The 15607-nt window shown below is 61.8% G+C and carries 15 protein-coding genes; 7 read left to right on the plus strand and 8 right to left on the minus strand.

Translation table 11 applies throughout. The features are described 5' to 3' along the window. Positions 1–24 precede the first annotated feature (24 nt). Positions 25–858 carry a phosphoenolpyruvate hydrolase family protein gene (locus HOP51_RS00325; protein WP_234271962.1) on the minus strand — a complete coding sequence of 278 codons (834 nt, stop codon included), beginning with the start codon at positions 856–858 and terminating at the stop codon, positions 25–27. Next, entirely contained in the window at positions 855–2075 is a 1221-nt protein-coding gene (locus tag HOP51_RS00330; protein WP_234271963.1) for a Tm-1-like ATP-binding domain-containing protein, read from the minus strand. The genes HOP51_RS00325 and HOP51_RS00330 overlap by 4 nt, the downstream gene beginning before the upstream one ends. A gap of 169 nt (positions 2076–2244) precedes the next feature. Between HOP51_RS00330 and HOP51_RS00335 the strand changes: the two genes are divergently transcribed. Further along, complete coding sequence (locus tag HOP51_RS00335) at positions 2245–2961, plus strand: phosphoenolpyruvate hydrolase family protein (RefSeq protein WP_234271964.1); 717 nt, start codon at positions 2245–2247, stop codon at positions 2959–2961. Positions 2962–3005: 44 nt separating this feature from the next. Here the strand turns inward: HOP51_RS00335 and HOP51_RS00340 are convergent, their stop codons facing one another. The 5 genes from HOP51_RS00340 to gshB all read right to left on the minus strand — a co-directional run bounded on the left by HOP51_RS00340 (position 3006) and on the right by gshB (position 7931). After that, positions 3006–4796, minus strand: coding sequence for a phosphoenolpyruvate hydrolase family protein (locus tag HOP51_RS00340; protein ID WP_234271965.1), 1791 nt, complete (start codon positions 4794–4796; stop codon positions 3006–3008). Positions 4797–4845: 49 nt separating this feature from the next. After that, positions 4846–5295, minus strand: a complete 450-nt coding sequence (gene ruvX / locus HOP51_RS00345; protein ID WP_234271966.1) for a Holliday junction resolvase RuvX — start codon at positions 5293–5295, stop codon at positions 4846–4848. Positions 5296–5398: 103 nt separating this feature from the next. Then, the gene (locus HOP51_RS00350; protein ID WP_234271967.1) at positions 5399–5971 is read right to left on the minus strand and encodes a YqgE/AlgH family protein; all 573 of its coding nucleotides are present in this window, start codon (positions 5969–5971) and stop codon (positions 5399–5401) included. A gap of 53 nt (positions 5972–6024) precedes the next feature. Then, positions 6025–6921, minus strand: a complete 897-nt coding sequence (locus HOP51_RS00355; RefSeq protein WP_234271968.1) for an energy transducer TonB — start codon at positions 6919–6921, stop codon at positions 6025–6027. Positions 6922–6953: 32 nt separating this feature from the next. Then, a complete protein-coding gene (gene gshB, locus HOP51_RS00360) occupies positions 6954–7931 on the minus strand; it encodes a glutathione synthase (RefSeq protein WP_234271969.1) in 978 nt (325 codons plus the stop codon). 183 nt (positions 7932–8114) lie between these two features. On the opposite strand from gshB, the gene HOP51_RS00365 reads away from it, so the two are divergent. Next, positions 8115–8660 (plus strand): VOC family protein, encoded by a 546-nt coding sequence (locus HOP51_RS00365; protein WP_234271970.1) that lies wholly within the window; start codon positions 8115–8117, stop codon positions 8658–8660. 269 nt (positions 8661–8929) lie between these two features. On the opposite strand, the gene HOP51_RS00370 is transcribed toward HOP51_RS00365, so the two are convergent. Continuing rightward, positions 8930–9634, minus strand: a complete 705-nt coding sequence (locus tag HOP51_RS00370; protein ID WP_234271971.1) for a GntR family transcriptional regulator — start codon at positions 9632–9634, stop codon at positions 8930–8932. An 83-nt stretch (positions 9635–9717) separates the two neighbouring features. Between HOP51_RS00370 and HOP51_RS00375 the strand changes: the two genes are divergently transcribed. The 5 genes from HOP51_RS00375 (at position 9718) to HOP51_RS00395 (ending at position 15576) form a co-directional block, all read left to right on the plus strand. Continuing rightward, the gene (locus HOP51_RS00375; RefSeq protein WP_234271972.1) at positions 9718–10734 is read left to right on the plus strand and encodes an Ldh family oxidoreductase; all 1017 of its coding nucleotides are present in this window, start codon (positions 9718–9720) and stop codon (positions 10732–10734) included. Positions 10735–10736: 2 nt separating this feature from the next. Beyond that, positions 10737–11981: an iron-containing alcohol dehydrogenase gene (locus HOP51_RS00380; protein ID WP_234271973.1), complete on the plus strand. Its 1245-nt coding sequence runs from the start codon at positions 10737–10739 to the stop codon at positions 11979–11981. Further along, positions 11974–13419, plus strand: coding sequence for an NAD-dependent succinate-semialdehyde dehydrogenase (locus tag HOP51_RS00385; protein WP_234271974.1), 1446 nt, complete (start codon positions 11974–11976; stop codon positions 13417–13419). Before HOP51_RS00380 ends, HOP51_RS00385 begins: the two co-directional genes overlap by 8 nt. Before the next feature lie 17 nt (positions 13420–13436). Then, on the plus strand, positions 13437–14525 hold the full coding sequence (locus tag HOP51_RS00390; protein ID WP_234271975.1) for an isocitrate/isopropylmalate dehydrogenase family protein: 1089 nt from the start codon (positions 13437–13439) through the stop codon (positions 14523–14525). A gap of 61 nt (positions 14526–14586) precedes the next feature. Continuing rightward, positions 14587–15576, plus strand: coding sequence for a tripartite tricarboxylate transporter substrate binding protein (locus tag HOP51_RS00395; protein WP_234271976.1), 990 nt, complete (start codon positions 14587–14589; stop codon positions 15574–15576). The last annotated feature ends 31 nt before the right edge of the window (positions 15577–15607 follow it).

A 15607-nucleotide genomic window follows, 5' to 3' on the forward strand; every position in this document is an offset into this window, starting at 1 on the left:
GTTGTCATTGGTGCACATGGCGGCTCAGCCTCGACGCACGTTCTTGAAGGCGCGGGTCTGCTCGGTCAGAGCGCGCTCCGTGGGCAGCCGCTCCATACTCGAGGCGCCGTAGAAGCCGTGGCAGTGCGAGCAGCGCGCCAGCACGTATTCGGCATCCTCGGGGTCGGCAATGGGCCCGCCATGGCAGAGCACGATGACATCCTCACGCACCGCCCGGGCCGCCGCCGCCCACTCGTTGATGGCCGCAACGCAGTCGTCCAAGCTCATGGCAGTCTCGGCGCCAATGCTGCCCCCGGTGGTAAGGCCCATGTGGCAGACGATGATGTCGGCACCGGCCTCGGTCATGGCCCGGGCATCCGCGGCACTGAAGACGTAGGGCGTGGTAAGCAGCCCGGCCTGACACGCCAGGCGGATCATCTCCACCTCCTGGGCGTAGCTCATGCCGGTCTCTTCGAGATTGGCGCGGAAAGTGCCGTCGATCAGGCCCACGGTGGGAAAGTTCTGCACCCCGGCAAAGCCCATCGCCTTGAGCTCGGCGAGAAACGGCTCCATGAAGACGAAGGGGTCGGTGCCGCAAACGCCCGCCAGCACCGGGGTCTTCCGGGTCACCGGGAGCACCTCCCGGGCCATCTCCTTGACGATCTCGTTGGCATTGCCATAGGGCATGATGCCGGCCAGCGAGCCACGCCCCGCCATACGATAGCGCCCCGAGTTGTAGATCACGATCAGGTCGATGCCACCGGCCTCCTCGCACTTGGCCGACAGCCCGGTACCGGCCCCGCCGCCCACGATCACCTCACCGCGCTCCACCATGGCGTGAAACTGCGCCATCAGTTCTTCTCGATTCCACTTTCTCAAGGATGCCTCCTGGGGTCTGTCGCTATGACTTCCTGAAAATGCTCGACCAGGGCGGCGGCAAATTCGGGATCGTTTATATGGAAGGGGTAACGGATCAGCTGACGCTCGGGGGTCTGCACCACGGTCTGCTCCAGCGCCTCGAACAGGGCGACATCGGCGGTTGGGTCGTGAAAGGGCTGGCCGGGCGCGTCGAGCATCGAGACACCGCCCTCCGGCAGCAAAAAGCGCACCGGCCCCTGGCAGCGGTTGAGCTTCTCGCCGATCCAGCGACCCATGCGCGCATTCTCTTCCGGCGTGGTGCGCATCAGCGTGATCTGGGGGTTATGCTCGTACAGCAGACGCTGACGATACGCGGCCGGCACCGTGTCCAGGGCACCGAAGTTGACCATGTCCAGTGCCCCAACCGAGCCCACATAGGGCACGGCGAAGCGGGCCACGGCGTCGAGTCTCTCCTCGCCGGCACTGAACACACCGCCCATGAACAGGTCGCAAATCTCGGTAGTGGTGACATCCAGCAAGCCGGTGATCATGCCGCTGGCGACCAGCTTCTCCATGGACTGCCCGCCGGTGCCGGTAGCATGAAAGACCAGGCAGTCGTACTCCGAAGCCAGCTCTCGCGTCACCTGAGTAATGCAGTCGGTGGTCACCCCGAACATGCTCAGGCCGATAGCCGGCTTGCCGCCTTCCCCTTCCGGAATGCGGCCCTGCAACATGCCAGCAAGGGCATTGGCCGCATTGCCGAGGACCCGTCGGGAAATCCGGTTGAGGCCGGCCACATCGGTGACCGAGTACATCATGGCGATATCGCTGGGACCGACATAGGGCCCCACGTTGCCGGACGCCACCGTCGAGACCATGACCTTGGGCACGCCGACATCCAGATCCCGCATGGCCGGGGTGATAAGCGCCGTCCCGCCCGAGCCGCCCAAGCCGATGACGCCGCCGACGTCGGGGCGGCTGGCAAGCAGCCGACGCAAGGCTTCGGACATGGCGGCGACCGCTCGACCGCGGTCGTTGACGAACACCTCTTCGGGTCCGTCGGGGTGGCTGGCCGCGACATCCGCGGCGCGTATATCGGCGGTATCGCTGTCTTCACCGCGGGTACTGACGTCGACCACCACGGTATCCAGGCCTGCCGCCTGGAGCAGACTGCGAACGTAGCGCAGCTCAGCGGCTTTCGTGTCGCAGGTACCGATGATGTAAGCTTTCGAACTCATGGCATGTCTCCTTTTTGCCGCCGTCGCTGCAGCGGTCTCCTTGTTTTCGTTTCATGACGTTGCAGTAAGCGTGCCAAGTTGGCTTAGTCCGCCCCGGCGCGGTTTTCTGCCCTATGGACACCTGACGAAACGGGTAATACTGAGTAGCCATTACCCGAAATGACACGACTTGACCCATGGGTACCCGATGATCTTGCCAAGCCCTGCTGTCTTCGGACGGTTGGTGGCCAGCCTCGAAGAGGCACGCCGCCACGACGATGTCGCCACGCTTTTGAGCCCCATCACCTCCCGCCTCCCGGCGCAGCTGGCCGACTTGGCCAGCAGCTTGCCGATCGGCGATGCCAACGGCGAGCTGCTGGAGGCGCTGCGTAGCCATGGCGACTTTCCCACGCGAACCGTTGCCGGGGTACTGGCCACCGACCCGTTTCGTCTCGCGGACGACCTGCTCGAGATGCTGCGCCAACGAGGCTGCAACCGGGTGGCCAACTGGCCTAGCACCGCCATGCTCGGGGGCGAGCTTGGGCAGGCGCTGGCCCATTCGGGGTTGGGCTATGCGGAGGAAATGGCGTTCTTGGCCCGGGCGCGTCAACAAGGCTTCGAGACCCTGGCGGTCATCACACAGGAGCAGCAGCTCGTTTCAGCCTTGGCGGCCCAGCCCTCACGGCTACTCATCGCCGTTGCGCTTGAGGCCGCCGAGGGCCCGTCGGAGCGGGAGAGCGCCCGCCTGGCGAGCTTGGCGGAAAGGATTCGGGACGCGGGCTACCCGCTGTGGCTTTATGAACATGACGAGGTAAAAGCCGTAACGGCGAGCCTCCACCACTGGGCGGAAGTCCTGATCCGTCACTCCGACAGGGCCGACGAGGGCAGCATGACGGCTCCCTTGTAGGCCCCACCTTGTAGGCCCCAGGCGCAGACGCCGTTCAGTCAGGCCTAGAGCAGGCCATAGCGCCGCATCTTGTTGTAGAGGGTTTTACGCGACAGTCCCAGCTCGACCGCCGTGGCCTGGCGGCGGAAACGATTGCGCCGCAGCGCGTCGAGAATCCATTCACGCTCGCTCTCGGGCATCGCAACCGCAGAGGCGGCATGCCCGGTGCCGGGCCGAGGACTCGGTGGTGGCGGCATGCGGCTGTCCAGCAGTGGCAGGTCGTCGACCGTGACCACAACGTCATCGCACATGACCACGGCGCGCTCGAGCACGTTGCGCAGCTCACGCACATTGCCCGGCCACGGGTGCTGCATCAACACCCGGTAAGCCGAGGCATCCATCTCGCGCACACGCGGGTTCACCTCATCGGCGATGCGCGGCAACAAGTGGCGCACCAGCAGTGGGATGTCCTCGATGCGCTCGCGCAATGGCGGCAGGCGTATCTCGACGCTATTGAGGCGGTACAGCAGGTCTTCACGGAAGCCCCCTTCGGCCACCATGGCGTGCAGGGAGCGATTGGTGGCACAGATCAGCCGGGCATCGGAGTGACGCGGCGTATTGCTGCCCAGCCGCTCAAAGCTACCATCTTCCAATACCCGTAACAGCTTGGCCTGCAGTGCCAGCTCAAGATCGCCGATCTCGTCAAGCATCAGAGAAGTGCCATGCGCCTGTTCGAAGCGTCCGATGCGGGCCTTGTGGGCTCCGGTGAAGGCGCCGGCTTCATGGCCGAACAGCTCGCTTTCGAGCAACTCCCGGGGAATCGCCGCGCAATTGACCGCCACCAGCCGCTGGTGGCGACGCGGGCTGCTGAGATGAATGGCGCGTGCCGCCAGCTCCTTGCCGGTGCCGTTCTCGCCGGTCACCAGCACCGAGATGTCGCTCTGGGCCACCTTGCGAATCATCTTCACCACTTCGGTGATGGCGGCGGAACGGCCAATCAGACCGAACTCATGGCCATCTCCCAGCCACTCGCTCTTGAGGTTGTGCAAGCGGTGCTGTAACTGGGCAACGGCCTTGTAGGCGGACGTCGTCTCGGCCACTGCCGCTTCGAGGGGGATGCGGTCGATGGTGGAGCCCCCGATGTAACCATTGGCCCCGGACACCTGCGCGACCTTCTTGGCCTCGTCGGGTGTGGTGATAGGCCCCCCCTCGACGGTACAGCGTACTGCCGGATGCCGGGCTCGCACGGCTTCACAGATCACACGGGCGTGTTCGGCCGCTTCGTCCAGGCTGAAACGGCTGGGCACGCCGCTGACGCCGCCAGCGTTCCAGCCGTAATTGATGCACAGCATGTCGACGCCGGCATCGGCCATCGCCAGCGCTTCGCCCAGCTCGCGTACGTAGCCGCAGGTCTTCAGCCCCACCTGCCGTGCGAGCTGGAGCAGGCGCACCTCCCTGGCCAGCCCCACCCCGTTGCGCTCGAGTCGGGCGCGCATGGCGCCGTCGAAATGGACCACGGTGGGGAAATTGCAGATGCCCTGAAAGCCGGCTTCTGCAACCTGCTGCACCAGCCTCTCGAGATCGCAGTCGGGGTCGAAGACGCAGGCGCCGAAATAGACCGGCAGCGCCACACGCGTGAGAATTTCCGCTCGTGAGAAGCTCATCACCGCGCGATTGTTATCGGCGAGCGGCAGCATGCATGAAATGGAGGGGCCGCCCTGCACACGCAGGCGGCCGGCGTTGAGTGCCAGCAGGAAGTCGGCGCCTCCTTGGGCGGCAGCCTTTGCCGTCATGCCGGTGCCAATGGCGGCGCCCACCAGGAAACGACGGTTGTCGAGAGTCGATGCGTTGGCCATGAGCGCCATTAGAGCCCGGCAGCGGCTCCTTCACAAGAGCGGCCCGAGGTCAACGCTCCGGCAGCCCCTCCCGGCGAGCGAACCAGCTCTCCAGGATCAGCACCGCTGCGATGCCATCGACGCCATCGTCGCGGTAGCTCTTGCGCGGGTTGCGCAGCAGCCCTGATTCGCGGGCGATCGCCTTGGCCTCGCGGGTAGAACCACGTTCGTCGACCAACTCGCAGGGCTTGCCGTAGCGGCCGTAGAGGCGCTTGCCGAACTTGCGCGCCCTGGCGCTCATCTCCGATTCGCTGCCGTCCATGTTGAGCGGCAGCCCAACCACGAACAGGTCCGGCTGCCACTCCTCAACCAGCCGCGTGACGACGTTCCAATCGGGGATGCCGTCGCGGGCCGGCAGCGGTTCGAGCTGGCGGGCGCTGGCGAGCAGCTCGTTGCCCACCGCCACGCCGATGCGGCGGGTGCCGAAGTCGAAGGCCAGGATCAGGCGCTCGCTGGACATAGCCCCTCCTCGGGCCGACATTCGATGCGGCAACGCGATGAACGAAGGTCAGATAGGGCGGGCAACGCAGTATGACCGAGTGCAGGCCGTTGCAGCGCGAATGTCAAGAATGTCCGGCCTCCCGCGACATTAGATTCAGGTCGACCCCCAGGATGCCGGCGGCGGCACTCAAGCGCTGCTCCGCCGGGACCCTGAACAGAATATCGCCCTGCGCCTCGACGGTGAGCCAGGCGTTGTCCTTGAGCTCCTGCTCGAGCTGACCCGCTTCCCAGCCGGCACAGCCCAGGCACACCAGAAACTCCTCGGGGCCACGACCGGCGGCCAGCGCCAGCAGGATGTCCATGGAGGTGGTCAGGGCGATGTCGTCGTCCACCTGAATGCTGGAATCCCACGGCGTACTGGAGCCACGATGCAGGATGAAGCCGCGGTCCTTGTGGGTCGGACCGCCGTAGTAGACCGGCGCGTTACGATGCGGGCTCTCCTCGCCGTCGAGTTCGAGCTGCTCGAACAGCGCCTCCAGGGTGATCTCCAGCGGCCGGTTGACGATCACGCCCATGGTGCCGTTCTCATCGTGGTCGCAGAGATAGCTGAGGGTGCCGGAAAAATTGGAATCCTCCAAGTGCGGCATCGCCAGCAGAAAATGATGTCTCAAGCCTAGGTTTTGCACGGATTGCATGGGACTCCCGGGCGGCGGCGAGATCCGAGGAAACGCGGTATGCGTCGTTCCCTTTAGCGCACGCCAAAATGATTACCTTGCCCGAACCGCCAGACGCGGGTGATGGAAAGGCTGTCCAGCCCACCCATGGCGCTGTCGAAGGGCCGGTAGGGCCCGGCTCCATGCACGGTATCGAGTGCCGCCTGATCGAGTTCGGTATGTCCTGAGGATTGTACCACCTCCGCCTGGCGAAGCTGACCATCTCGTCCGATCACTACGCGAATGCGCAGCTGTCCATGCAGATGGCTCGGAGCGGGATGAACCCGATTGCCGTAATCCTCGACACGGCGGGTCCAGTCATGGATATAGCGTGCCTCGGCGGCCCGCTGGGCGGCGGAACGCGGTGTGTCGTCGGCTTCGCCCGCGAGGTTGGCATCGAGCTGCTGACGGATGCTGCCGGTGGCCTGGGCCAGCAGGTCGCGCCCCGATGTCGAAGGTACATTGGCAGCCGACTCCGCCAGTGATTCCTCCGGTGGGAGGGTGCCTTGCGACTCCGCCTGTGGCTGGGCTTCGCTCTCCTCGGCGGCTTCGGCCGGCCCCTCCTCGGCCACCTCGGGTTCGTCAGCGGGCCGTTCGGCCGACGCCGCCGGTGCCGCACTACTATCCGGTGCCTCGAGGTGCGGCAGCTCGTCGAGCGGTACCGATCGCCCGGGAGTCTCCGCAGTCTCTTGGCCGGCGGCCTCCTGGTCCGTATCGGCAATGGTCTCCGCCTCGACCGGCGCCTCGGCAGGTCGGGTCACCAGCACCACGTCCAGGCTGGTGCGCTCCGCAGGCATCGGCGTGAACTGCCAGCTTGCCACTATCCCGATCAGCAGCAGGTGCAACAGCAGCGCAGCCAACAACGCCGACCAGCGCCGGTAGGGTCGCGTGACCGGAGCGCAGCGGATGGAGTCGCTGATCGAGGCCGCCATGAACGGAGCCCAACCTCCCCTTGCCCTATGCGTTACGAACGCTGCGCCAGGCGCCGCTCGATGGCATCCATCAGCAGGCCGGCAATGTCGGTGCCGCGCTGGTCATCGATCTCACGCACGCAGGTGGGGCTCGTCACGTTGATCTCGGTGATGTAGTCGCCGATCACGTCGAGCCCCACGAACATCAGCCCCTTCTCGCGGATCATCGGCTGCACCTGCGAGATCAGCCAGTGGTCGCGTTCGGTCAGCTCGCGGCTGACTCCGGTGCCGCCGGCAGCCAGGTTGCCACGGGTCTCACCGGCCATCGGCACCCGGGCCAGGCCGTAGGGTACCGGCTCGCCGTCCACCAGCAGGATACGGGTATCGCCGTCCTTGATCTCGGGGATGTAGCGCTGGGCCATGATCTGGCGCTGGCCGCGTTCGGTCAGCGTCTCGATGATGGCTCCCAGGTTCCGCCCCTCGGGCTGCACGTGGAAGATCCCGCTGCCGCCCATGCCGTCCAGCGGCTTGAAGATCACGTCCCGGTGCTCGGCATGGAAGGCGCGCAGTACCGACTCACTGCAAGAAACCACCGTCGGCGTGCAGCACTGCGGGAACTGCTGGGCGAACAGCTTCTCGTTGCATTCCAGCAGCGCCCGTGTGGGATTGACCACCAGCACGCCCTCGCGTTCCGCGAAGCCCAGCAGGTGCACGGCATTGAGGAAGTGCGCGTCGACCGGCGGGTCCTTGCGCATCAGGATCACGTCGAGCTCGGCCAGCGGACGCTCCTGAGGGGCCCCCAGCGCGTACCAGTCGTCGGGGTTGCGGAAGGCGGCGAGATCGCGCATGCGCGCGTGAGCCCGACCGTCACGCAGGTAGAGATCTTCCTGCTCCATGTAGTGCAGCGACCAGCCACGCTCCTGGGCCGCCCACAGCATGGCCAGGGTAGTGTCCTTCTTGTAGGTGAGGTGGGCGATGGAATCCATCACCACGCCCACGCGCAAGGGTCGTTCGCTCGTCTGTTGGCTCATCGGCAGCGTTCCATCGTGATACGGGAAATGAGCGCAGTATGACCCAGGGCTTCCGGCAACACCAAGGCAGCTTGACAGGGCACGCCAAGCCCCTCTATTTTAGTTTCAAATGAAACTAAAATAGAGGCTAAAAAAGCCCGCGCAGGACCCTGGCGCTCCTTCGGCCACCCTACGAGACCCACCATGATCGATATCCAGCAGATCCACCATGTCGCCTATCGCTGTCGCGACGCCAAGGAAACCGTTGAGTGGTACCAGGACAAGCTCAACATGGAGTTCCTGGTCGCCATCGCCGAGGATCGGGTGCCCTCCACCAAGGCACCCGATCCCTACATGCACCTGTTTCTGAATGCCGGCAACGGCAACATTCTGGCCTTCTTTGAGCTGCCCAACTCCCCCGAGATGGGCCGCGACCCCAACACCCCGGAGTGGGTGCAGCACATCGCCTTCCGGGTGGCCGACGAGGCCGCCCTGCTGTCGGCGAAGGAGCAGCTCGAAAGCAAGGGAGTGGAGGTGATCGGCCCCACCGAGCACGGCATCATCCGCTCGATCTACTTCTTCGATCCCAACGGCCATCGCCTGGAGCTGACTTACGTGAAGGGCACGCCGGAGCAGATGCGCCAGCTCAAGGAAGTGGCGCCGGCGATGATCGAAGAGTGGTCGAAGACCAAGCGCGCCCCCAAGCATGCCGCCTGGCTGCACGAGGAGGAGTTCAAGGCGCTCGACTGAGCGCCAGGATGATCTGCGCTTCGATATGTCGGTTACGCTCACCGCGAGACTGTACTCGCCATCTCAAGGCAAGTTCCGCTGGGTTGGCAATTGGCATGGTGATTGAGTCACGCTGTCACCCGAACAGGTGACAGTGTGAGTGCAAGGCCTACCTCGTCATCACATCGGGCCGGAGAGAGTCCACCCCGGTGCTGTAAACCTCGCGCGCAAAAGAAACCACCTCCATACCCCATATGAGCAGAGTGAAGCTTCACACATGGAGGTTCACCTCAGAGCTGATGGTCCATCTCGCTGAAAGGCACAATCCTCTCCCGTGAACGGGCAATATGATCTGCCATTGCCCACTTGGCATCCTCAGTCTTCCCATTCAGCAAGGCGTCAAGCAACACAATATGTTCGGACACCGCTTCGTGTGTGATTGTAAAGTGCTGACGGGAGCGGAATAGATGGGTATGGATTCGAAGACGGTCGAGAGTATCCACGATAAGTGAATTCCCCGAGGCTTCTGCAATAATGGCGTGAAACTCAGCATCGAAGCGAGCAAACTGGCTGTAATTTCTTTGAGCTATGTCATTTTCTAGTTCGCACATATGGTCATGTGCCTCCTGCAATCTTTCCGCTGTCTCCTGTGTCATATTGCGAGCCGCCAGCTCGGCGGCGGCTGGTTCAAGCAACATTCGCATCTCATAGATTTCTTCAAAGTGACGCGCATTGGGAACGGGCGCAGCACTGTAGCCTACGTTGTGCTTTTTTACGACGAGCCCTTCGGCTTCCAAGCGGATTAGCGCGGCTCGTATAGGAGTCTGTGATACTCCCAGCTCACGGGCAAGAGCGTCGACTGAAATCCGCTCCCGAGGGGCAATCTTAAGTGAAATGATCTGCGACAGCAGCACCTCGTAGACGTCCTCCCCCATTGCACTTCTAGCCTTTAGACGACTTTGTGCTGTCTCTCCTGAACCTAAAAATCGAGTCATCTCTGCTCTCCTTTACCCCTTGACCCCGAATCTTGTTGGAGCTAGGCTGGCCCAACAATATCAAATCCGATCGGAAATGTGAAATGTCACTGATACCTGTCGACAAGATTCGAAGCACGGCGGAAAAAGCGTTTATCCAAGCCGGTGTTTCGCCTAGCTTTGCGGCTGTTCAAGCCGATCTTCTCATCGAGGCCGAGCTGCGCGGCCACGCATCTCATGGCCTGCTGCGCCTCCCTCGGCTGGTTGCACGGATCAAGGCCGGTGTAGCGGATCCGGCAGCGACCGGGCAGCAGAGCTGGCGTGGAAGCGCCTTTCTTTCGGTCGAAGGGCAGAACGGACTTGGTCCAGTGGTTGCCATGTCTGCACTAGACGCTCTTTGCGACCGGGTAAGCGAGACCGGAGTAGCCCTCTCGGCGATCCGGAATTGCAACCACCTCGGTATGCTCGCGTGGTACGCCCGAAAGATTGCTGAGCGCGGCAAAGTTCTTATTGCGCTTACCACAAGCGAGGCGCTGGTACATCCCTGGGGCGGACGATATGCCATGATCGGCACTAACCCAATTGCCATCGGCGTGCCTGCCGATCCGCAACCCTTCGTGATGGACATGGCTACGAGTCAAGTCTCCATGGGTAAGCTGCATGACTATGCCAACCGTGGGAAATCCATCCCCGAGGGCTGGGCACTTGATGAAGCGGGTAACACCACCACCGATGCCGCCGCCGCGACGAAGGGTTCCATTGCCCCGTTCGGCGGCCCCAAGGGTTACGCCCTAGGACTGGGTTTCGAAGTGCTGGTAGGCGTGCTAACCGCCTCGGCACTCGGCACTGACGTGGAGGGCACGCTGGACGACGATATGGTCTGCAACAAGGGCGATATCTTTATAGTTATGGAACCTGCCTCTCGTGACTTCGCCTCCATCTCGGCCTATCTCGACACGATTCGCAACATGCCGGCCGCCGATCCTGACCGCCCGGTGGCCATCCCCGGAGACCGCGCTGGCGCGGAATACAATCGATGCCTAGAGACCGGACATGAGCCAGATCCAGAGATATGGCGGACGATCTGTGCCCTCGCTAACGATACTGTAACGGAGTTCTGAACATGCAATACGATTACGGGCTCACCCGATCACCAGGTCGTATCTTGTTTGGCGCAGGCCAGATCAATGCACTGCCTCATCTCGCTAGAGATTACGGGCGAAAGGCGCTGCTCTGCACCGACGAGCGACTTGTCGAATCCGGCATAGTGGCCGGGATCAAGACTGATCTACGGCGGGTGGGGGTTGAGGTGCGCGTGTTCGACGGCACTGAGCCCGAGCTCCCGGTATCCTGCGTCTACGCTTGCGCCGATGCACACCGTGATTTTGCTCCAAACGTTATCATTGGGCTCGGAGGTGGAAGTTGCCTGGACCTCGCTAAGCTGGTGAGTCTCGTCCTCAGCGGACATGACGACCTCGCCGCTCTTTATGGTGAATTCAAGGTAGAACGCCCAACCCTCCCCGTCATTGCGATCCCAACCACCTCGGGCACCGGCTCGGAAGTAACGCCCGTGGCCGTTCTCGGCGACAAAGGTCGCGATCTCAAAGTCGGTATATCGGATCCTGCGTTAATTCCCGATATCGCCATCTGCGATCCCCAATTGACGACCACCTGCCCGCCAAGACTTACCGCTGTGTCAGGGATTGATGCGATGGCTCATGCAATTGAGGCCTACACAGCGATCCGTCAGGACACCGGGCCGAGGGCCGCCTGCGAACGGGTATTCGTCGGCAAGAATGCACTTTCGGATCATCATGCGATCGGAGCAATTCGGCTAATTTACGCGCACCTAGCCGACGCGGTAGATAACGGCGAGGATGACACCGCCCGCGCCGCACTGATGTTAGGCTCGACTCTCGCCGGGCTCGCCTTCGGCAGCGCAGGCACCTCTGCAGCGCATGCGATCCAGTACCCCATCGGCGCGTTGACACACACCGCCCACGGACTCGGGATCGGGATTTTATTGCCGCATGTGATGCATTACAACGTGGTGGCAGCCGAGGACAGCTTTGCAGAGATTGCACGTGCCATCGGCATCGTTAGCAGTGACACCTCCAATGCCGAGGCCGCCCAGACCTTAGTCCAGGCGGTACAAGATCTAGTCATCCGAATCGGATTGCCGCGCGACCTGTCGGCGATCGGCGTACCCGCAGATAAGGTGCCTTGGATCGCGGAGCGCTCCCTCGATGCCACTCGCCTTGCCAACAATAATCCTCGCCCGCTAACCGCCAAAGGCGTTGCGACCATCCTACAGGCGGCACTCGGCGGCGCCGGAGATTCTACAGGAAAGGAAGTCACCCATGCTTGACGTGAGCAAACTAAGTACAAACCTCTTCATTGGCGGCAAGTGGGTCAACAGCGAGCGCGGCACCCCGATCGCCGTCTTCAACCCATCTACCGAGGAGCGGATCACAACAGTAGCCGACGCTTCCGAAGCCGACGCAACCCGCGCAGTCGATGCCGCCGCCGAGGCCGCGCTGGGCTGGGCCACCACCCCGGCCCGCGAGCGCGCCGAGATTCTGCGTCGGTGCTTCGAAGTGATAACCCGTGATACCGATCGACTGGCAGAGCTCATCTCGCTTGAGAACGGTAAATCACTGCGCGATGCAAGAAGCGAGGTTGCTTATGGCGCTGAGTTCTTCCGTTGGTTTGCAGAAGAGGCGGTGCGACCGTTCGGTGACATAGGAATTGCCCCCAGCGGCGCGAACCGAATCCTGGTGCAGTACCAGCCCATCGGAGTCTCAGTACTGATCACGCCATGGAATTTCCCTGCTGCCATGGCGACCCGGAAGATCGCACCAGCGCTGGCGGCAGGCTGCACCTGTGTCTTGAAACCGGCAACCGAAACGCCACTCACCGCCTACGCCATAGCAGAGCTTTTAGCCGAAGCCGGGGTGCCGGACGGGACGGTAAACGTAATCACTAGCTCGACCACTGCCCCAGTAGTCAATACTATGCTCGCCGATCCTCGTGTCCGTAAGCTGTCGTTCACTGGCTCTACAGAGGTCGGGCGCTTGCTGCTTCGGCAGGCGGCCAATCAGGTGATCCATTCTTCGATGGAACTGGGCGGAAATGCGCCTTTCGTGGTCTGCGCCGATGCCAATCTGGACGATGCCATCGAAGGCGCAATGATCGCCAAAATGCGCAATGGTGGTGAAGCCTGCACCGCAGCCAACCGCTTCATCGTGCATGAAAGCATCGCCGAAAATTTTACTACACGGCTTGCAGAGCGCATGTCGGCGCTCAGGATTGGTCCGGGCAACGCTCCCGATACCGATTGCGGGCCGCTCATCAATGAGACAACAGTTTCGAAAGTCAAGGCACTGGTCGACGAAGCGGTCGAAAAGGGGGCGCGCTTGGTCTGCGGCGGCGAACGACTGAACCAGCCCGGCTTTTACTACACTCCGACCGTAATCTCGAACGTCCCCCCAGAGGCACGCATCGCCCGAGAAGAGATCTTCGGCCCGGTCGCTCCAATCTATACCTTCCGCGACGAAGCAGACGCCATCGCCCATGCCAATGATACTGAGTACGGGCTGGTAGCCTATCTCTATACCTCCGACTTGTCTCGCGGGTTAAAACTCTCCGAACAACTCGAGGCGGGTATGATCGCACTCAACCGCGGCTTGGTCTCGGACCCAGCAGCTCCTTTCGGCGGCGTCAAACAATCCGGCCTCGGCCGCGAGGGCGCGCACCATGGGATGCTGGAATTCATGGAAGCAAAATACGTGGCGACCAGTTGGTAAGCCGAGGGGGAGACAGCATGGCGAAATACAATATCGCAACTATCTACGGTGATGGCATCGGACCGGAGGTCGCCCGATCGAGCGTCCGCGTTCTCAAGAACGCACTCGGCTCAGATGCGCTGCATTTCGAGGAACTCCCAGGCGGAGCCGAGCATTATGTAGATTCTGGTGAGGTGCTTCCAGAAGATACCTTCACCGCCTGCCGCGACATGGACGCGATTTTGCACGGTGCGGCAGGGCTTCCGGGCGTGACCTACGAAGATGGCACCGAAGTGGGCAACGACTTGCACCTACTGTTGCGCTTTAAGCTCGATCTCTACGCTAACATGCGTCCGGTCAAATTGCTCAAAGGCGTCACTTCGCCGCTAGCGGCGTTTCGGGACGGAGGGGCGATCGATTACATCATCGTTCGCGAGAACACAGAAGGGCTCTATGCCAGCCGCGGCGCTGGTGTGGTACTGCGTGGAGAGATCGCCAGCGACAGCCTGATCGTCACCCGCAAGGGGACAGAAAGGGTGGCGCGCTTCGCTCTCAATGTGGCGCGTAAGCGCAATGGTGCACCACGCGACGGAGTGAGTCGCCTGACGGTTTGCGACAAGGCCAATATCCTACGCAGCTTCGCATTTTTTCGTGGTATCTGCGATGAGGTGTCTACCGACTTCCCTGATGTCGAGATCGACTACGCCTACGCTGATGCGATGACTGTACATCTGGTAAAGAAGCCTGATTTCTATGATGTGATCGTAGCTGAGAATATGTTCGGCGATATCATCTCCGATCTCGGCGCAGTGACAGTAGGCGGGATGGGGGTCTCACCGTCAGGCGAAATCGGCGATAATCACGCCCTTTTTCAGGGCGCGCATGGCTCGGCCCCCGACATTGCCGGCCAGGATGGCGCGAGCCCCGTAGCCACCATTCTCTCGTCGGCCCTGATGCTCGACTGGCTCGGCGAGCGCCATGACGATACCAACCTCGTTGAGGGCGCAAACCGGATTAGAAACGCGGTCAACGCCGTTCTGTCTGCGGGAGAGTTTATTCCCCGGGATCTTGGCGGCTCTGCCCGCTGTAGCGAAATGACAGAAGCTATTTGCCGCGCGCTGGATTAGAGTGCGGCATTTACCCAGTGCCGGAATGCCGGCGCATTACAAATACACATAAGATGGGAGCATGCCAGTGAAACTTAATAGGCATAACTACAAGAGTAAAATTCTTGGCGCCGCGGTCGGTTTTGGCCTCGTCCTAGCCCTGCAACCCGCCTTCGCGCAGAGCGAAGACTATCCCAGCAAACCAGTGAACTACATCATAGTGTTCAATGCCGGTGGAGCCTCGGATATCGCAGCGCGGATGCAACAGAAATATTTCGAGGAAGAGAACGGCATGCCAGCTGTAGTGCAGTATATGCCCGGCGGCGGTGGCGCTCAGGGTTGGTCCCGACTCAATAATATGGAGCCTGACGGCTATACTATTATGGGAACTAATCTGCCACATAACGTGCTACAACCGATGGCGGGGGATGTAGGATACGAGACAGAAGATATCACCACCGTGAACTTCTTCCAGTATACACCCAACATTATTGCCGTCGCGGCTGATAGTGAATTCGAGACGTTACAGCAGCTTATTGATCATGCCAAAGAAAATCCGGGTGCCGTCACTTTCTCTGGATCTGGCTCGCGCAGTGGGGACGAGGTGATGAAAGCTCGCTTCGACCAAATCTCAGGCGTAACAACTACTTACATCCCATTCTCGGGAACTAGTCCTGCTAGCGCTGCACTCCTCGGCCACCAGGTTACCGCCTCGGTCACCTACACGACCGAAGCCGTAAACCAAAGCGACAACATCCGAGTGCTGGCGGTCGCCGCCGAGGAGCGCCTTTCCTCTCTTCCGGATGCGCCGACCTTTAAGGAACTTGGCTTCGATCTCGTTGGCGGGGCCTATCGCGGCGTGGGCGTCCCCAAGGATACACCTGAGGAGCTTCGTCAGGCTGTCTCTGATGCCATCTCGCGTATTAGTGCCAACGCAAAGTTTCGCTCTGAAATGAGTGAGGCGGGATTTGTGCCGATCGACATTCCCTACAGCAAGGTTGAAGCCTTCATTGTCGACCAGAAAGAAATTTACCAATCAGTCGAAGAGCCACTTGGGTTGACCTCTAACTGAGCTGCCTACCATGGCTCCGGCTGCAAGAGCG

Source organism: Billgrantia zhangzhouensis (genome assembly GCF_021404465.1).
GTDB classification, from domain to species: Bacteria; Pseudomonadota; Gammaproteobacteria; order Pseudomonadales; family Halomonadaceae; genus Halomonas; species Halomonas zhangzhouensis.